This is a genomic window from uncultured Microbacterium sp. (assembly GCF_963528945.1).
GTDB lineage: Bacteria > Actinomycetota > Actinomycetes > Actinomycetales > Microbacteriaceae > Microbacterium.
In genome coordinates this window covers 232996-250197 of sequence record NZ_CAURWX010000001.1, presented here as the reverse complement: position 1 = coordinate 250197, position 17202 = coordinate 232996, and the positions used below count along the sequence as shown (strand labels likewise).

19 protein-coding genes are annotated in these 17202 nt (G+C 70.5%); 2 read left to right on the top strand and 17 right to left on the bottom strand.

Annotation, left to right across the window (positions count from 1 at the left end; genetic code table 11):
• The 9 genes from RWS82_RS01100 to coaA all read right to left on the bottom strand — a co-directional run bounded on the left by RWS82_RS01100 (nt 1) and on the right by coaA (nt 7652).
• Nucleotides 1-480, bottom strand: a complete 480-nt coding sequence (locus RWS82_RS01100; RefSeq protein WP_314645980.1) for a hypothetical protein — start codon at nt 478-480, stop codon at nt 1-3.
• Nucleotides 477-1544 carry a tRNA (adenosine(37)-N6)-threonylcarbamoyltransferase complex transferase subunit TsaD gene (gene tsaD / locus RWS82_RS01095; RefSeq protein ID WP_314645979.1) on the bottom strand — a complete coding sequence of 356 codons (1068 nt, stop codon included), beginning with the start codon at nt 1542-1544 and terminating at the stop codon, nt 477-479. Before tsaD ends, RWS82_RS01100 begins: the two co-directional genes overlap by 4 nt.
• Nucleotides 1541-2032, bottom strand: a complete 492-nt coding sequence (gene rimI / locus RWS82_RS01090; RefSeq protein ID WP_314645978.1) for a ribosomal protein S18-alanine N-acetyltransferase — start codon at nt 2030-2032, stop codon at nt 1541-1543. The genes tsaD and rimI overlap by 4 nt, the downstream gene beginning before the upstream one ends.
• The gene (tsaB, locus tag RWS82_RS01085; protein ID WP_314645976.1) at nt 2029-2652 is read right to left on the bottom strand and encodes a tRNA (adenosine(37)-N6)-threonylcarbamoyltransferase complex dimerization subunit type 1 TsaB; all 624 of its coding nucleotides are present in this window, start codon (nt 2650-2652) and stop codon (nt 2029-2031) included. Before tsaB ends, rimI begins: the two co-directional genes overlap by 4 nt.
• A 153-nt stretch (nt 2653-2805) precedes the next feature.
• Nucleotides 2806-3291 (bottom strand): tRNA (adenosine(37)-N6)-threonylcarbamoyltransferase complex ATPase subunit type 1 TsaE, encoded by a 486-nt coding sequence (gene tsaE, locus RWS82_RS01080; RefSeq protein ID WP_314645973.1) that lies wholly within the window; start codon nt 3289-3291, stop codon nt 2806-2808.
• Nucleotides 3288-4394, bottom strand: a complete 1107-nt coding sequence (gene alr / locus RWS82_RS01075) for an alanine racemase (protein WP_314645971.1) — start codon at nt 4392-4394, stop codon at nt 3288-3290. Before alr ends, tsaE begins: the two co-directional genes overlap by 4 nt.
• Complete coding sequence (locus RWS82_RS01070) at nt 4391-4750, bottom strand: holo-ACP synthase (RefSeq protein ID WP_314645968.1); 360 nt, start codon at nt 4748-4750, stop codon at nt 4391-4393. The genes alr and RWS82_RS01070 overlap by 4 nt, the downstream gene beginning before the upstream one ends.
• A 52-nt stretch (nt 4751-4802) precedes the next feature.
• Nucleotides 4803-6650, bottom strand: coding sequence for a glutamine--fructose-6-phosphate transaminase (isomerizing) (gene glmS, locus RWS82_RS01065; RefSeq protein WP_314645967.1), 1848 nt, complete (start codon nt 6648-6650; stop codon nt 4803-4805).
• Nucleotides 6651-6707: 57 nt separating this feature from the next.
• Nucleotides 6708-7652 (bottom strand): type I pantothenate kinase, encoded by a 945-nt coding sequence (coaA, locus tag RWS82_RS01060; RefSeq protein WP_314645966.1) that lies wholly within the window; start codon nt 7650-7652, stop codon nt 6708-6710.
• Between the two features lie 36 nt (nt 7653-7688).
• Here coaA and RWS82_RS01055 point away from each other — a divergent pair, with 36 nt between their 5' ends.
• Nucleotides 7689-8627, top strand: a complete 939-nt coding sequence (locus tag RWS82_RS01055; protein WP_314645965.1) for a Ppx/GppA family phosphatase — start codon at nt 7689-7691, stop codon at nt 8625-8627.
• A gap of 92 nt (nt 8628-8719) precedes the next feature.
• On the opposite strand, the gene glmM is transcribed toward RWS82_RS01055, so the two are convergent.
• The 8 genes from glmM to RWS82_RS01015 form a co-directional block, all read right to left on the bottom strand.
• Nucleotides 8720-10078, bottom strand: a complete 1359-nt coding sequence (glmM, locus tag RWS82_RS01050) for a phosphoglucosamine mutase (protein ID WP_314645964.1) — start codon at nt 10076-10078, stop codon at nt 8720-8722.
• 14 nt (nt 10079-10092) lie between these two features.
• Nucleotides 10093-10572, bottom strand: a complete 480-nt coding sequence (gene rpsI / locus RWS82_RS01045) for a 30S ribosomal protein S9 (protein WP_314645961.1) — start codon at nt 10570-10572, stop codon at nt 10093-10095.
• 27 nt (nt 10573-10599) lie between these two features.
• On the bottom strand, nt 10600-11046 hold the full coding sequence (gene rplM / locus RWS82_RS01040) for a 50S ribosomal protein L13 (protein WP_102194388.1): 447 nt from the start codon (nt 11044-11046) through the stop codon (nt 10600-10602).
• Nucleotides 11047-11256: 210 nt separating this feature from the next.
• Nucleotides 11257-11925, bottom strand: coding sequence for an endonuclease/exonuclease/phosphatase family protein (locus tag RWS82_RS01035; RefSeq protein ID WP_314645958.1), 669 nt, complete (start codon nt 11923-11925; stop codon nt 11257-11259).
• A 67-nt stretch (nt 11926-11992) separates the two neighbouring features.
• A complete protein-coding gene (locus RWS82_RS01030; RefSeq protein ID WP_314645953.1) occupies nt 11993-13282 on the bottom strand; it encodes a hypothetical protein in 1290 nt (429 codons plus the stop codon).
• Nucleotides 13279-14133 (bottom strand): tRNA pseudouridine(38-40) synthase TruA, encoded by an 855-nt coding sequence (truA, locus tag RWS82_RS01025; protein WP_314645952.1) that lies wholly within the window; start codon nt 14131-14133, stop codon nt 13279-13281. The genes RWS82_RS01030 and truA overlap by 4 nt, the downstream gene beginning before the upstream one ends.
• A 40-nt stretch (nt 14134-14173) precedes the next feature.
• Entirely contained in the window at nt 14174-15715 is a 1542-nt protein-coding gene (locus RWS82_RS01020; protein WP_314645950.1) for an APC family permease, read from the bottom strand.
• Nucleotides 15716-15814: 99 nt separating this feature from the next.
• The gene (locus tag RWS82_RS01015; RefSeq protein ID WP_314645948.1) at nt 15815-16180 is read right to left on the bottom strand and encodes a helix-turn-helix domain-containing protein; all 366 of its coding nucleotides are present in this window, start codon (nt 16178-16180) and stop codon (nt 15815-15817) included.
• 94 nt (nt 16181-16274) lie between these two features.
• Here RWS82_RS01015 and RWS82_RS01010 point away from each other — a divergent pair, with 94 nt between their 5' ends.
• Nucleotides 16275-17126, top strand: a complete 852-nt coding sequence (locus tag RWS82_RS01010) for an SDR family oxidoreductase (RefSeq protein ID WP_314645947.1) — start codon at nt 16275-16277, stop codon at nt 17124-17126.
• The last annotated feature ends 76 nt before the right edge of the window (nt 17127-17202 follow it).

Sequence of the window (17202 nt, the reverse complement as noted above, 5' to 3'; positions counted from 1 at the left end):
CTATCCCCATCTCTCGAACTGCATGCCGGCCCACGCGAGCCACCCGAGGCTGTACACCGTGGCGCAGATACCGAGCGCGAGCGCCCAGCGCGCGATGGCCCGACTCTCGATCGGTCGACGCAGCGACATCACGGCGGCGATCACGGCGACCACCGCGACCGGCAGCCCCCACCCCACGAAGAACGAGGCGACCAGGGCGACGACGGCCGCGAGGAGCGCCCAGGGCGCGAGGCGGGTGTCGTCGACCGGCACGGGCTCCGTCGACGCCGGGGTCCAGGATGCGGGGGCGCCCAGCGCGTCGGCATCGGGTCCGCTCGCCACCACGGGCTCGACGTCGACGGGGCCGGTCGGCATCCGCGTGTAGCCGTCGCGGAGCGCGCCGGGCAGGCGAGCGGCCCCCGCGGGGTTCTCCACCTCTCCACTCGGACGATCGATGCGGGTCGGCGGCAGTGGCGGCAGGGAGTCCCGCGCGTCGCTCATGCCCGCACCGCCTCCGCGACCTGGATCTCGGTCACGGGCAGGGTCGAATCGGCCCCGAAGGCCAGGGTCGACGGCGGGCGTCCGGACGAGATCAGCTCGGCGGCGAGCGCGGCGATCATCGCGCCGTTGTCGGTGCAGAGCGAGAGCGGAGGGATACGAACGGTCACACCCGCCGCCGCCGCACGCTCCAGCGCCACCTCGCGCAGACGCCGGTTGGCGATCACCCCTCCGCCCAACAGCAGACGCGGCACGCCCAGGTCCGCGCAGGCGGCGAGCGCTTTGGTCACCAGCACATCGACGACGGCCTCGCGGAAGCTGGCGGCGACATCGGCGACGGGCACATCGGTGCCCTCCGCCTCGCAGCGCTCCACCCAGCGCGCCACGGCGGTCTTGAGCCCGGAGAAGGAGAAGTCGTACCGATGCTTCGCGAGGTCCGAGGCCTTGGAGAGCCCTCGGGGGAAGCGGATCGCGCCCGGGTCGCCGTCGGCCGCGGCGCGGTCGATCTCGGGGCCGCCGGGGTACGGCAGCGACAGCAGCCGCGCCACCTTGTCGAACGCCTCGCCCGCCGCGTCGTCCATGGTCTCGCCGAGCAGGTCGACGTCGGTGGTGAGGTCGCGCACGTGCAGCAACGAGGTGTGACCGCCGGAGACCAGCAGCGCGATCGTCGGGTACTCGAGCGGCTCGGAATCGGGGGTGAGGATGTCGGCGGCGATATGGCCGACGAGGTGGTTCACCGCGTAGAGCGGCTTGTCGAGCGAGACCGCGAGACCCTTGGCGGCACCCACGCCCACCATGAGCGCGCCCGCCAGCCCGGGGCCGCTCGTCACGGCCACGGCGTCGATGTCGGCGAGGCCGATCCCCGCCTCCCGCAGCGCGGCGTCGATCGAGGGCTGGAGCGCCTCGAGGTGCGCCCGCGCCGCGACCTCCGGCACGACGCCGCCGTAGCGGGCGTGCTCGTCCATGCTCGAGGCGATCGTGTTCGACAGCAGGGTGCGACCGCGGACGATGCCGATGCCGGTCTCGTCACAGCTCGTCTCGATGCCGAGCACCACGGGCTCCGTCATGCGCTCGCCTCCTCCGCGGTTCCGGTGTCGGCGCGCGTCGTCTCGCGCAGGGCGAGGCGCATCACGATCGCGTCGACGTCGTCTGGCTGATAGTAGCGGGGGCGGCGGCCGATCTCGACGAAGCCCTCCGACAGGTAGAGCCCCTCCGCCGAGGGGTTGTCGGCACGCACCTCGAGGAACACCTCGCGCGCCCCGCGCTGCCGTGCAGCGTCGAGCAGCGCGCGCAGGAGCGCGCGCCCGCGGCCGCCCCCACGGTACGGTGCGTCGTACGCGATGGTCTGGATGTCGGCGTCGGCGCTGCCGCGCAGGGCCCGCACGCCCCCGTAGCCGATCACCGCTCCATCGACCTCGTCGACGAGGTAGCGACCATAGGGCCCGGCGAGCTCCGACGCCATGGCTTCGCGGCTCCACGCGTCGGTGGGGAACGACCGCGTCTCGATCGCCATGATCGCGTCGAGGTCGGCCGGCGTCGCGTCGCGGAGGGTCACAGCCCGACCCGCTTGGGCGCACCGGGCAGCTTCACATCAGGGCTGCGCAGATACAGGGGTTCACGGGTGGCGAGAGTGCGTCCGGTGGCGAGGGCGCGGGCGCCGACGCGCGCCAGGTCGACCGCCGACAGCGTCGACACGTCGATGCGCCGGATGCCGTCGAGATGGGCGTCGGCGTCGGCGGCGGGCACCAGCGTCGTCTCCTGCACGACCTGCGGGATGCCGTCGGCATCCACGCCGTCGAACACCGTGATCGCGACCTCGCGTCGACGGGCGTCGGTGACGACCGCGAAGGGGCCCTGGACGCCGTCCGTCTCGATCGCTGTGAGCGCGGGGGCCAGGTGGCTCGGTACCGGGATCACCGGGAGGTCGCGTCCCTGCGCGAAGGCCGTGGCCGCGGCGATGCCGATGCGCAGGCCTGTGAACGGACCAGGGCCCATCCCGGCGACGACATGGGTGATCGCCCCGGGGCCCGCTGCCGAGACGGCGTCGACCAGGAGATCGCCGATGACCTCCGCGTGTCCGAGGGCATCGGCACGGGCCGCGTCGGAGCGTCGCGCACCGTCGTCGTCGACGAGCGCGACGGCGGTGCCCAGGGAGGTGTCGACGGCGAGGATCACCCCTCCAGGGTAGTCGGCGCGCCCTCAGGTGGATGCATGCCGCCGCCGGTCGCCGTGGCGCAGCTCGTTGAACGTGGCGGTGTCGCACCGGGGCGCCGTTCCCGATGTCCGACCCGCTCCCCCGCGCGCGCGCCCAGTTCGGTGGCCGGGGAGTCAGCGCTCGATGCGGGACATCGTGAAGAACCGCGGGGCGTCGGCGTCGAGTTCCGACGCGTCGAGGTCATCGCCGTCGCGGCCCACCGGGCGCTCCAGCTCGATGTCCCACCACGCGTCCGCGAGGTCCTCGGCCATCCCCCGACCCCACTCGATCACGACGACCGATCGGGCGAGGTCGAGATCGAGGTCGTCGAGTTCGGCGCTCGACCCCAGGCGGTAGGCATCCACGTGCACCAGCGGGGCGCGGCCGACGAGGGAAGGATGCGTGCGCGCGATCACGAAGGTCGGGCTCTGCACCGGCCCCCGCACGCCCAGCCCTTCGGCGAGGCCCCGCGTGAACGTCGTCTTCCCCGCTCCGAGCGGGCCCGTGAGGATCAACAGATCACCCGCCTCGAGCTGCTCGCCGATGCGGACGCCGAGGCGTTCCATCTCCTCCGACGTGGCGACCTCGCGGCGACCGAGGAAGGCGGGGTCGATGCTCATGTCGTCCTCCGGGGAACGCGGTGACCGATGCGAGTGACGATCTCGTAGTCGATCGTGCCGGCGGCATCCGCCCAGTCGCGCGCCGACGGCACGCCCAGCGTCGGATCGCCGAACAGCACCACCTCGTCGCCGACCGAGACGGGGGCGTCGCCGACATCGACCACGAACTGATCCATGGCGATGCGTCCCACGTTCGTGAAGCGACGACCGCCGATCGAGACCGGAAGTCGGCCGGAGGCGTGCCGCGGCACCCCGTCGGCGTACCCCAGCGGCACGAGGGCCAGAGTCGTGTCGCGCTCGGTGCGGTGCGCGTACCCGTACGAGACGCCCGTGCCGGCGGGAACGCGGCGGACCGCCGCGACGGCCCCGCGCAGCGTCATCGCGGGGCGCAGCCCGAGCTCGGCCGAGCTGCGGTCGTCGAACGGCGACAACCCGTAGATGCCGATGCCGATGCGCACGGCGTCGAGACGCGCCTCCGGCAGGTCGATCGCGGCGGCGGTCGCGGCGATGTGACGGATCTCCGGGCGGATGCCCAGCCCCGCCGCCATCGCCACACCGTCGTCGAACCGGGCCAGCGCCTCGCGGTCGTCGTCGGGCGAGGTGTTGGAGAGGTGGCTGAAGAGACCCGCGACCCGCAGCCGGCCAATGCGCTCCAGACGCGCGGCCTCGGCGAGCACGCGACTCCACTCGGAGGGCGCGATGCCGTTGCGCGACAGACCGGTCTCGAGCTTGAGGTGCACGGCGACCGGGCGGTCGACGTGCGCCGCGGCGGCTGCGGCGGCGAGTTGATCGAACGAGGAGATGCCGAGTTCGATGCCCTCGGCCGCGGCCTGCTCGAAACGCTCGTCCGGTGCGTGCAACCACGCCATGATGGGGGCACGTACGCCCTGGCGTCGCAGGTCGAGCGCCTCGGCGATCTCGGCCACACCGAGACGCGTCGCACCGCCGGCGAGCGCCGCGACCGCGGCCGCCGCCGCGCCGTGCCCGTACGCGTTCGCCTTCACCACGGCGATCACCTCGACGCCGGTCAGGCGGCGGAAGTGACGGACGTTGTCGGCGATCGCGTCGATCTCGACGGTCGCCTCACGGAACGGCGCGGTCACCGCGGCTCCCCCTCCGCCACGACGAAGGCCGTCGCCAACCCCGCATCGTGACTCATGGTGAGGTGGAGGGTCGCGATGCCGCGCTCCACGATCACGTCGGCGGTCGATCCGGCGAGCACGAAGTAGGGCCGGCCCGACTCCTCGGAAGCGACCTCGATCTCGGTCCAGTGCACGCCGTCCGAACCGCCGAGGGCTTTGATCAGCGCTTCCTTCGCGGCGTACCGAGCGGCGAGCGACGGCAGGCGCAACGACCGCTCGGATGGCGCGAACAGACGCTCGAGCAGCCGCGGCGTACGCTCCAGGGTCCGTTCGAACCGCGGGATGTCCACGAGGTCGATGCCGGTCCCGATGATCACCGTTCCAGCCTAGTCGCGGCGCGCCGGTGCACCCGAGCGCGCCGCGACCGCATCACTCGACCGTGACGGACTTGGCGAGGTTGCGCGGCTGGTCGACGTCGAGACCCTTCGCGGTGGCGAGAGCCATGGCGAAGATCTGCAGCGGCACGACGGCCAGCAGCGGCTCGAACATCGGCCCCGCGAGCGGGATGTGGATCACCTCGTCGGCGAAGGGCAGCACGGCGGCGTCGCCCTCTTCCGCGATCACGATTACCCGGGCGCCGCGGGCGCGGATCTCCTGGATGTTCGAGACGACCTTGGAGTGCACGAGCGCGGAGTGACGCGGCGACGGCACCAGCACGAAGACGGGCTGCCCCGGCTCGATCAGCGCGATCGGGCCGTGCTTGAGCTCGCCCGCGGCGAAGCCCTCCGCGTGGATGTACGAGATCTCCTTGAGCTTGAGCGCACCCTCGAGCGCGATCGGGTAGCCCACGTGGCGACCGAGGAACAGCACCGAACGGGTGTCGGCCATCCAGCTGGCGAGCTGGCTGACGTGGTCGTTCTCCTCGGCGAGCACCTGGGCGATCTTCTCGGGAAGGGCAGCCAGCTCGGCCACGTCGACCGAGGCGTCGGCGACCGCGCCGCGGACACGACCCATGTGCAGGCCGAGCAGCAGCAAAGCGGTGATCTGGGCCGAGAAGGCCTTGGTCGACGCGACGGCGACCTCGGGGCCGGCGTGCGTGTAGACGACCGCATCCGACTCGCGCGGGATGGTGGCGCCCTGGGTGTTGCAGATCGACAGCGTGCGCGCTCCGCGCTCGCGCGCGTACTTGACCGCCATGAGCGTGTCCATGGTCTCGCCGGACTGGCTGATCGACACGACGAGGGTGTCGGCGCCGATCACCGGGTCGCGGTAGCGGAACTCGTGGGCGAGCTCGACGTCGACCGCGACGCGGGCCCACTGCTCGATAGCGTACTTGCCCACGAGCGCCGCGTACGAGGCGGTGCCGCAGGCGGTGATGATGACGCGGTTGATGCCGAGGAAGAGCTCGTCGAGACCGTCGAGTTCCGGGATGACGACGCTGCCCTCGTGGATGCGTCCGCGAATGGTGTTCGCGACGGCCTCGGGCTGCTCGGCGACCTCCTTCGCCATGAAGCTGGGCCATCCGCCCTTCTCGGCTGCGGCCGCATCCCACGACACCTCGAACGGCTCGGGCTGCACGGCGGTTCCGGCGAAGTCGACGACGGTGACGGCATCCGGGGTGATCGAGACGATCTGGTCCTGGCCGATGGCGAGGGCCTTGCGGGTGTGCTCGACGAAGGCCGCCACGTCGGAGCCGAGGAAGTTCTCGCCCTCGCCGAGCCCGATAACGAGCGGCGAGTTGCGGCGGGCACCCACGACGAGATTCGGGTGGTCCTGGTGAACGGCGAGGAGCGTGAACGCACCCTCGAGGCGGTTGACGACGCTGCGGAACGCCAGTTCGAGGTCTCCCCCGTTGCCGGCGTACTCGCGGCCCAGCAGGGCCGCCGCGACCTCGGTGTCCGTCTCGCTGCGGAAGGCGACGCCCTCGGCGGCGAGCTCGGCACGCAGGGCCGCGAAGTTCTCGATGATGCCGTTGTGGATCACGGCGAGCTTGTCGTCGTCGGCGAGGTGGGGGTGGGCGTTGACGTCGGTGGGGCCACCGTGCGTGGCCCACCGCGTGTGGCCGATGCCCGTCCTGCCGTCGGCGAGCGAGGCGTCGGCGAGCGAGTCGCGCAGAGCGTTCAGCTTCCCGGCCTTCTTGCGCATGCCCAGCGCGCCGTCCTCATCGATGACGGCGATGCCCGCGGAATCGTATCCGCGGTACTCGAGACGGGCGAGCCCGGCGAGAAGGATGTCCTGGCTGGGGCGCGGCCCCACGTATCCGACGATTCCACACATGGGATCAAGAGTAAGCGTCGTTATTTGCAAGCGGTCCAAACAATCCGCCACCGCATCTCACAGCTTGCGCAGCATCACACTCTCGACGGCGTGGTCCGGTCCCTTGCGCAGCACCAGCCGGGCGCGATGCCGCGTGGGCATGACGTTCTCGACCAGGTTGGGCATGTTGATCTCGTTCCAGTACCCGAGCGCCGTGGCCACCGCCTCCTCGTCGGTGAGGTGCGCGAACACGTTGAAGTACGACGACGGGTTGCTGAACGCCCCCTGACGCAGGGCGAGGAAGCGCTCGACGTACCAGTTCGCGATGTGGTCGGCGTCTGCATCGACGAAGATCGAGAAGTCGAAGAGGTCGCTCACGGCCACGTCGTTGGGCGCCGGCGGCGGCTGCAGCACGTTGAGGCCCTCGACGATGACGACGTCGGGCCGCCGCACCACGACGTGCGCGTCCGGCACGATGTCGTATCGCATGTGCGAGTAGAACGGCGCGCGCACCTCAGGGGCGCCGCTCTTCACCTCCGTGAGGAACTGCAGCAGCGCCCTCCGGTCGTACGACTCGGGGAAGCCTTTGCGCTCCATGAGCCCGCGCCGCTCGAGTTCAGCGTTGGGGTAGAGGAAGCCGTCCGTCGTCACCAGCTCGACCCGGGGCGTGCCCGGCCAGCGGCTCATCAGCTCGCGCAGCAGACGCGCGATGGTCGACTTGCCCACCGCGACCGACCCGGCCACGCCCACCACGAACGGGGTGGTGCTGTCGTCCTCCTGCAGGAACGAACTGGTGGCCGCACCCAGCTGCTTGGTCGACGTCGCATAGAGGCTGAGCAGGCGGCTGAGGGGCAGGTAGACCTCGCGCACCTCGTCGAGACTGAGTCGATCGCCGATCCCACGGATCTCGACCACCTCGGTCTCACTGAGCGGCTGGTCGAGGTCGGCGGCGAGCCTCGCCCACTCGGAGCGGCCGATCTCCCGATACGGCGACAGCGGCTTCGTGGGGTCGACGGTGGTCACCCCACCATGCTAGTGGCGCGGGAGTAGTCTCGACCCGTGCGCCTGGGAGTCCTCGACATCGGTTCGAACACCGTCCATATGCTCGCCGCCGACGTGCGCCCCGGCGGACGCCCGCTCGCCACGACGAGCGACCGGACGGTGCTCCGCCTCATGCGCTACCTCACCCCCGACGGGACGATCGCCGAAGACGGTGTGCGGGCCCTTGAAGCGGCGGTCGCGCACGCGCGTCGCGTCGCCGAGGAGCAGCGGGTCGATGCACTGCTCGCGACCGCCACCAGCGCCGTCCGGGAAGCGACCAACGGCCCCGAGGTGATCCGGCGGATCGAGCAGGCGCTCGGCCGACCGCTGCAGGTGCTCTCCGGGGAGACCGAGGCGGAGCTGACCTTCCTGGCCGTCCGACGGTGGCTGGGATGGTCGGCCGGGCAGATCCTGCTGCTCGACATCGGCGGCGGCTCGCTCGAGATCGCGGCCGGCGGCGAGGAGCTCCCGGATGCCGCAGCATCCGTCCCTCTCGGTGCCGGGCGCATGACCGTCGAGTTCCTGCCGAACGACCCGCCCGGCGAGGACGATGTCGAGCGCCTGCGCGCTCATGCCATGACCACCCTCGAACCGGTCCTCCCGCAGTTCGCCGCGCTACGGCGCCCCGACCACGTGGCGGGGTCGTCCAAGGCCATCCGCTCCCTCGCGCGACTGGTCGGGTATCCGGCCCCTGGGTGGTCCGGATCGGAGCGGATGCTCCTCCCCCGGGCCGAGCTCGGGTCGTGGATCCCCCGACTCGCCCGCCTGCCCGCGTCAGCGCGCCAGGAGCTCCCCGGGATCACCCCCGACCGCACGTTCCAGATCGTCGCCGCCGCGGTGGCATTGCACGCCGCCATGACGGCGCTGCGCGTCGACGAGCTCGAAGTGTCGCCGTGGGCGCTCCGTGAGGGCGTGCTGCTGCGGTACATCGAGCAGCTCGCCGCCGAGCGCGGCTGAGACCCGCCCACTCCGGATACGCGGAATCCCGCCGTCCGCCGCTTCTCCGAAGACGGGAGCGGTGGACGACGGGATCCGTGACGACGTATCGGTCAGAGCGCGAGGCGGTCGCGCACCACGTCGGACAGCCGGTCGGCGTATGCCTGGGCCGACTCCGCGTCGGCGGCCTCGACCATCACGCGGACGAGCGGTTCGGTCCCCGACTTGCGCAAAAGCACCCGACCGGTGTCGCCGAGCTCGGTCTCGACCTCGCGCACCGCGGCCTGCACGGCCTCGTCCTCGGCCACGCGGTCCTTGTCGACGCCTCGCACGTTCACCAGGACCTGCGGGTACACCGTCATGATCGACGCGAGCTCGGCGAGCGACTTCTTCTGCCGCGCCATCTCGGCCACCAGGTGGAGTCCGGTCAGCAGACCGTCACCGGTGGTCGCATACTCGCTCATGATGACGTGCCCCGACTGTTCGCCGCCCAGCGCGAAACCGCCGGCGTTCATGTCTTCGAGCACGTAACGGTCGCCCACCGCGGTCTGGCGCACGGTGATGCCGTGCTCGCGCATCGCGACGTGCAGACCGAGGTTGCTCATCACCGTCGCCACCAGGGTGTCGTCGGTGAGTCGGCCGCGCTCCTTCATCGAGACGGCGAGGATCGCCATGATCTGATCGCCGTCGATGACGTTGCCGTCGGCGTCGACCGCGAGGCAGCGGTCGGCGTCACCGTCGTGTGCGATGCCGATGTCGGCGCCGAGGCGCACCACGGCCTCCGCGAGGTTGTCGAGGTGCGTCGAGCCGACGCCGTCGTTGATGTTCAAGCCGTCGGGCTCGGCACCGATCACCGTCACCTCGGCGCCCGCGTCGCGGAACGTCTCGGGCGAGACGCCCGAAGCCGCGCCGTGGGCGCAGTCGAGCACGACCTTGATGCCGTCGAGACGATGCGGGAGCGAACCGAGCAGGTGCACGACGTAGCGGTCCTCGGCATCCGAGAACCGGTCGATGCGACCGACGCCCTCGCCGGTCGGACGCAGCTTGTCGCCATCCATCGCTGCTTCGATGCGCTGCTCGACGACGTCGGGCAGCTTCACACCGCCGCGCGCGAAGATCTTGATGCCGTTGTCGGGCGCCGCGTTGTGCGACGCGGAGATCATCACGCCGAAATCGGCGTCGCGATCACCGACGAGGAATGCGAGCGCGGGAGTCGGGATGACCCCGGCCTCGAGCACATCGACTCCCGAGGAGGCGAGACCTGCCGCGACAGCGGCCGTGAGGAAGTGGCCGGAGACCCGAGGGTCTCGTGCCACGACTGCGGTGAGACGCTTGCCCTCGGCTTTGCGTGTCTCCGCAGTACGGCCCTGGCCCAGGACGACAGCAGTCGCCTGGGCCAGGGTGAGCGCCAGGTCGGCGGTGAGGATGCCATTGGCAAGCCCTCGCACGCCGTCCGTGCCAAAGATCGGCATCGGAGCAGTGGACCTTAACGCTTCGAGTACTGAGGCGCCTTACGGGCCTTCTTGAGACCGGCCTTCTTGCGCTCCTTGACGCGAGCGTCACGGGAGAGGAAGCCGGCCTTCTTCAGGGTCGGACGGTTGTTCTCCGCGTCGATGCCGTTGAGGGCACGAGCGATGCCGAGACGCAGCGCGCCGGCCTGGCCCGAGGGGCCACCACCCGAGATGCGCGCGATGACGTCGTAGCCGCCGGCGAGGTTGAGCACCGTGAACGGGTCGTTGATCAGCTGCTGGTGCAGCTTGTTCGGGAAGTAGTCCTCGATCGTGCGGCCGTTGACCGTGATCGTGCCGGAGCCGGGGACCAGACGCACGCGGGCGATGGCCTGCTTGCGACGGCCGACAGCGGCACCCGGGACGCTGAGCACGGGGCGGGGAGCCGCCTCGGCCGCGTCGGTCTCGGGGGTCGACGTCGAGTAGTTCTGGGAAGTGGTGTCCTGGATGTCAGCCACGAGTATGTCCTTAAGTCTGTACGGCGCTTACTGGGCGACCTGGTCGAGGGTGTACGGCTGGGGCTGCTGCGCGGCGTGCGGGTGCTCGGCACCGACGTACACCTTCAGCTTCGACAGCTGCTGGCGGCCGAGGCTGTTCTTCGGGAGCATGCCACGGATGGCCTTCTCCACAGCGCGGACCGGGTTCTTCTCGAGGAGCTCGGCGTAGGTGACCGACTTGAGGCCGCCCGGGTAGCCCGAGTGGCGGTAGGCCAGCTTCTTCTGGAGCTTCTGACCGGTGAGCGCCACCTTCTCGGCGTTCACGATGATGACGAAGTCACCCGAGTCGATGTGGTTGGCGAAGGTGGGCTTGTGCTTGCCACGCAGGAGCGTTGCCGCGTGCGAGGCGAGACGGCCGAGAACGACGTCGGTGGCGTCGATGACGACCCAGTCACGCTGGACCTCGCCGGCCTTCGGGGTGTAAGTGCGCGTCACGATAGTGCTGCTTTCTTGTGTCGAACGGAGGAGTTCGTGAATCCCACTCCGGGGTGGTTCTTCCCGAGAGGGAGGAACACGCCAGTGGAGGGCTCACGTTCGGACGGCGCCGCCACGTCGGAACGGACAGGCACCAAAGAGACAGCATACGCCACTCTCACCCCGACGCCAAACCCCGCCTCGACGCGCGCCGGGTCGTCGTCGCGCCGGTCAGTTCGGGCGCACCGACACCAGGATCGGTCGGTGATCGCTGCTGCGCTGCGGAAGCGTGGTGATGCGGTCGATCTCGAACCCGACCGATGTGGCGAAGTCGTAGTGCCCGCGGAAGACGCGATAGCGCGTGTAGGTGTGGTCGTCGCTGAGCGTGAGCGCGTACCCCTGCTCGCGCACGGCCTGCCCGAGGTTCTCCTTGAACACCGGGTAGTTGTAGTCGCCCACCATCAACTGCGGCAGTCCATCGCCGAGCTCGGCGAGGGCCGTCAACGCGGCGCGGATCTGGTGTCGGCGCAGCGAGTTGAGGGCGGTGAGCGGGGCCGCGTGGAACGAGGCGACGATGAAGTCGCGCCCCTCGTCGATGTCGGTGAGGCGCGCTCCGAGGACGCGCTCGTGCGCGGGCTTGAGCATGCGGTCGTGCAGGGATTTCTTCAGTCCGATCGCGCGCATCTCCTGCACGCGGAAGCTGCTCGCCCGGTAGTAGAGGGCGAGCCCGAGACGATTGCCCTGCGTCGCGTCGGCGAGGGCGAGCCCGTCGATGCGGTCGGGCAGGTGAACCACGTCGCACTCCTGCAGGCACAGGATGTCGGGATCGTGCTCGGCGACGAGCTCGGCGAGCTCGCCCGCGGCGCGGTGCTTCCGGAGGTTGTACGAGATGACCTTCATGACTCCCGACACGCTACTCCGCCGCGCTGTGGGCGGGCTCCGGGTTGCGCCGCGGACCGCGAGTGGACTAGGCCCTACGGCCCGACCGGGCCTTCTTCGTTCGGGCTGATCCGCCGTGCCCCACCGGGTGCGGGACGTCGCCGGGCGCGCACGCGTCTCTCACACCCTGCCGCTCGCGACGCCGTGACGCCGCATCCGCTGCCCCGACCGCGAGCCCCAGCGGGATGATGACGCCGGCCGTGAGCGCGAGGACGTCGGCGTCGAGCAGGCTCGACTCCGCCGTGCGCGACGCGAGCGCCAGCACCAGCATCGCCGCGCCCGCGGCCGCGGCGGCTCGCTGCACCCGGACGAGCGCCCTGGCACCGGTGACGACCGAGGTAACGACCTCGACGTCGACCCGACGGACCCCGCCGTCTCGCGACCAGCGCGCCAACGAACGCTCTCGGAGCCGTCGCAGCATCACTGCGCTGGTCCAGAGCACCACGCCGACCAACGCGCAGCAGGCGAGAGCGATGCCGCTCGCCAGACTCAGGACGTCGATGCCGCGCTCGATCGGCTCGACGTACGAGATCGGGTCGCAGTACCGGCACTGCTGCCGGATGTAGACCGAGACGATGAACGCCCCCAGCGAGACGACCAGGGCGACGACGGCGAAGAAGACGATGCGGGCGCTCACGCGGGCGCTCGGCACGGTCAGCACGCGGGGGAGGTCCGCCGCGGGGGCCGCATCGCGCCGCCGGGCATCCGCCTCGTCGACGAGCGGGGCGAGCCGCTTCCAGCGTTCGTGCTGCGACGTCGCCCGTTCCTCGCTCCGACGACGGAGGCGGTGACCGAGCGAACTCAGCGCCACCTGCACGACGGTCAGGGCGACGATCACGCCGAACGCGGACCAGGCCACCGCGTCGTCACGCAGATCGGTCACGAGAAGTGCGATGAGGAAGAGGGCACCGAGACCGCCGAGACACCACGACGTGATCGCCCCCATCGACTCGAGCTGCGCCGCCGGCGCCTTGGCGAGCGCCTGGCGGAGTTCTTTCGGCGGGATGCCGTCGGGGTCGGCGAGCGCAGCGCGCTCGACGGCGCGGAACGCTGCGAAGCGCTCCGCCACGAAGATCGGTGGCACGACGAGGGCGAGCGTCGCCCAGACGACCACGATCACCCCCATGCCCGCGCGGAAGACCGGGTCGAGGTCGACCTCCCGATACAGCGCCCCGAGCGCCTCCTCCCCCACGATCGCGATGATCAGGATGCCGATGAACGCGTACAGCGAGCCGACGATCAGACCGATCCCGGTGTCGAGGCACGCGCGCCAGAACGTCCACCCCGGAGACGACACCTCGACGATGCGCGCGTTCATGCGTCGGAGCCCTCGCGGTCGCGGCGAGCGCGGGTCTGCTCCGCGCGGGTGGCGAGCAGGTCGTCGGCGGGGTACCCGACTTCCGTCAGAGTGAGCCCGCGGGCGGCGAGCACCTTGAATTCGCTCGTGCGGGTGAGCGCGTCGCGCAGCACGACGAGGTCATCGACGTCGAGGCGCCCCTCGCCGACCGCGGCGCACGCCCCCACCAGGGCCCGCACCATGCTGTGGCAGAAGGCGTCGGCCTTCACCTCGGCCACGAGCACGCCGTCGTGGTCGCGCGTCCACCGGTAGTCGAGGAGCGTGCGGATGGTCGTGGCCTCTTCACGGGGCTTGCAGTAGGCGGCGAAGTCGTGGAGGCCGATGAGGGTGCGGGCCGCGGCATCCATCGCGTCGACGTCGAGCCGCCCGCGAATCGTGGTGGTGTCGAGCCGTCGGAGGGGATCGAACCCGGCGACATCGTCGGCGAGGCGGTAGCGGTAGCGTCGCCACACCGCCGAGAAGCGGGCGTCGAACCCCTCGGCGGCGCGCGCACTGCGGTGCACCGTCACATCGGGATAGGCGCCGAGCACCCCGCGGATGCGCCCCGCGAGAGAGGCCGCGGGGTCGGCGGTGACGCGACCGTGCCGTGAGGCGAGGCGTTCCCACTGGGCCTCGTCGAGGTCGACATGGGCGACCTGGCCGGAGGCGTGGACGCCGGCGTCGGTGCGGCCGGCGACCACGAGCCGCGTCTCGGATCCGACGATGCGCGCCAGGGCATCCTCGATCGTGCCCTGCACGGTGCGCAGCGCGGGCTGCCGAGCCCAGCCGCGGAAATGCGTGCCGTCGTAGGCGATGTCGAGCCGGATGCGCACGACAGCCAGCCTAGGACACCGCTGCCGGCCGTCGTGCGCGTCAGATGCCGCCGTCGATCGATCGGATCGTCGCCGCCGGCTCGTCCGGCACCATCACCTGCGTGTCGCGGTTGAGGCTCTCGCCGCGGAAGAACCGCTTCGACCGCGGGAAGAGGTACCAGAGCACCATCAGCACGAGGCCGATCGCGAGCGACCCGATGCCGATCACGAACGTGCCGCCGATTCCGAAGAGCACCGTGTAGCCGTAGTCCACGTCCCACATGTCGATCGCCGACTGCACGAACGCGCCGGTCAGCAGCAGACCGCCGACGAGGGGGAAGAGCCCCTTGAAGAAGAAGTCCCGCGCCGAGCGGAAGATGTCTGCGCGGAAGTACCAGACGCACGCGAAACCGGTGATGGCGTAGTAGAAGGCGATCGCGAGTCCGAGCGACAGGATCGAGTCCTGCAGGATGTTGTCGCTGATGAGCGTCATTCCGACGTAGTAGAGCGACGCGACGACCCCCATCACGATGGTCGAGAACGAGGGCGTGCGATAGACGGGGTGCACCTGCTTGAACCGGGCGGGCAGGGCCCGATACACGCCCATCGCGAGCGTGCCGCGGGCGGTCGGCAGGATGGTCGTCTGGGTCGACGAGATGGCGGAGATGATCACCGAGACCACCAGCACCCAGCCGAACGGACCGAGGAGGCCGTCTTTGATGGCGAGGAAGAAGTCGTCGGCGTTCGCCTCGTTGCCGAGGCCCGTGCCGTCTTCGCCGAGTCCCGCGTACATCATCGCGGCAATCGTCACCCCCACGTACGTGAAGAGGAGGATGACCGTGGTGAGCAGGGCGGCGCGGCCGGGGATGCGCTGCGGGTCCTTCGTCTCCTCGTTGAGCGCGAGACAGGTGTCCCAGCCCCAGTAGATGAACAGCGCCAGCAGGATGGCCTCGGTGAACCCGGACCAGTCGGAGAAACCGAACGGGTTGAGCCACTCGATGTCGAACGGCGTGGGGTTCGGGGCGGTGCCGGCGAAGAACTGCCAGAGCGCGGCGACAACGAAGATCGCCAGCGCCAGGTACTGGATCGCCAGCAGGATGTTCTGGATGCGTTCGCCGATCTCGACCCCGCGCCAGCTGACCCAGGTCATGGCGGCGATGAAGGCGACGGCGACCACGACGACGCGCCAGTCGTCGTTCGCGAGATCCTGGCCGATCAGCGACCAGAAGTAGACGGAGGCGATCTGCGCGAGGTTCGCGAGCACCACCATGCCGGCGACCGCGACGCCCCAGCCGCCCATCCACCCCACCCACGGGCCGAACGCCTTGGTGCCCCAGGTGAACGTCGTGCCGCAGTCGGGGACGGCGTTGTTCAGCTCGCGGTAGGCGAAGGCGATGAGCAGCATCGGCACGAAGGCGATGATGAACGCGATCGGGGCCTGCGCTCCCACCGCCAGCACGACGAAGCCGAGCGTCGCCACGAGCGAGTACACGGGCGCCGTGGATGCCAGACCGATGACGGTCGATCCCCAAAGCCCCAGTGTCCCCGCCGCCAGTCCTTTGCCCTCGGGTCGTTCCCAGTGGATGGGCGTCGTTGCTGCCATGCTCAGACAGTAGGGCTATCGCTGTTATCGCGTCAATGACTTTCTCTTCGCCACTGATTCCGCTTCCCTATCGGTCGCAGACGACGGATTCCGCAGGTCTCAGCGACGACCCAGCATATCGTCAGAGTGCTCGGCCACCCACGCCATGAGGGGGAGCATGCGCTCCATCAGATCGCGGCCGAGCGGGGTGAGACTGTATTCCACGTGCGGCGGCACCGACGGGTAGGCCTCCCGGTGCACCAGGCCGTCGTCCGCCAGGGTGCGCAGTGTCGACGCGAGCATCTTCTCGCTGATGCCGTCGACCTCACGGCGCAGCTCGCCCCACCGCCGTGTGCCGTCCGACAGCGAGGAGAGCACCAGCACGCCCCATTTGCTCATGATGTGGTCGAGCACGACGCGCGTGCTGCATCCCTGCTCGAAGATCGCGGGCACGCTCTCCCGGATCTGCGCATAACTGACCGTCATGTGGGTACCTTACTTCAAAGTGGGTACCCCCGAGGCGGAAGGTATGACGACGGCGGCCGGTTACGGATGCTGTCATCCCTACGAAAGGAACCCCATGACCATCCTCGTCACCGGCGCGACCGGACACCTCGGTCGCCTCGTCATCGACAGCCTCCTCGCTCGCGGCGCCACCCCCGACGACATCGTCGCCGGCGTGCGCGACCTCGACCGGGCATCCGATCTCACCGACCGAGGGGTGCGCGCGGTCGTCGTCGACTACGACCGACCCGACACGATCACGGACGCGCTGCACGGGGTCGACAGCGTGCTTCTCATCTCGGGGTCGGAGGTCGGTCGGCGCGTCGACCAGCACCGTGCGGTGATCGACGCGGCAGCCGCCGCCGGCGTGACCAAGCTCGTCTACACGAGCGCCCCGAAGGCGACGACCAGCGACCTGGTGCTCGCCCCCGAGCACAAGGCGACCGAAGAGCTCATCTCGGCGTCGGGAGTCCCCGCGGTGATCCTGCGCAACAACTGGTACACCGAGAACTACGCCGGCACCATCGAGCAGGCACGCGCCACGGGGACCTTCGCGGCCAGTGTGGGCGACGGTCGCGTCGCCTCCGCGAGCCGCCGCGACTTCGCCGAGGCCGCCGCCGTCGTACTGCTCGACGACGGGCACATCGGACAGGTCTACGAGCTGGGCGGCGACGTGGCGTGGGACTACGACGAGCTCGCCGCGGCGGTCTCCGAGGTGATCGGCGCTACGGTCGAGTACCGCCGCGTCACGCCCGACGAGCACCTCGCCGTGCTCGCCGAGGCAGGGCTCGACGAGGGCACGGCCGGCTTCGTCGTGGCCCTCGACGCCGGGATCGCCGCCGGAGCCCTCGCCGACAGCGACGGAACGCTCTCCCGCCTCATCGGGCGTCCGACCACGCCGCTCGCCGAGGGGCTGCGCGCGCTCTGATCCTTGGCACGGCGGGTCGGGGGCCTCCCTGACGCCCGACCCGCCGTTCGTCAAGCCCCTGGGGTGTGCGACCGCC

Coding starts and splice junctions, on each gene's coding strand:
- RWS82_RS01100 (WP_314645980.1), bottom strand. CDS start 480: ATGAGCGACGCGCGGGACTCCCTGCCGCCACTGCCGCCGACCCGCATC.
- tsaD (WP_314645979.1), bottom strand. CDS start 1,544: ATGACGGAGCCCGTGGTGCTCGGCATCGAGACGAGCTGTGACGAGACC.
- tsaE (WP_314645973.1), bottom strand. CDS start 3,291: ATGAGCATCGACCCCGCCTTCCTCGGTCGCCGCGAGGTCGCCACGTCG.
- glmS (WP_314645967.1), bottom strand. CDS start 6,650: ATGTGTGGAATCGTCGGATACGTGGGGCCGCGCCCCAGCCAGGACATC.
- glmM (WP_314645964.1), bottom strand. CDS start 10,078: ATGCCGATCTTTGGCACGGACGGCGTGCGAGGGCTTGCCAATGGCATC.
- RWS82_RS01035 (WP_314645958.1), bottom strand. CDS start 11,925: ATGAAGGTCATCTCGTACAACCTCCGGAAGCACCGCGCCGCGGGCGAG.
- RWS82_RS01030 (WP_314645953.1), bottom strand. CDS start 13,282: ATGAACGCGCGCATCGTCGAGGTGTCGTCTCCGGGGTGGACGTTCTGG.
- RWS82_RS01020 (WP_314645950.1), bottom strand. CDS start 15,715: ATGGCAGCAACGACGCCCATCCACTGGGAACGACCCGAGGGCAAAGGA.
- RWS82_RS01015 (WP_314645948.1), bottom strand. CDS start 16,180: ATGACGGTCAGTTATGCGCAGATCCGGGAGAGCGTGCCCGCGATCTTC.
- RWS82_RS01010 (WP_314645947.1), top strand. CDS start 16,275: ATGACCATCCTCGTCACCGGCGCGACCGGACACCTCGGTCGCCTCGTC.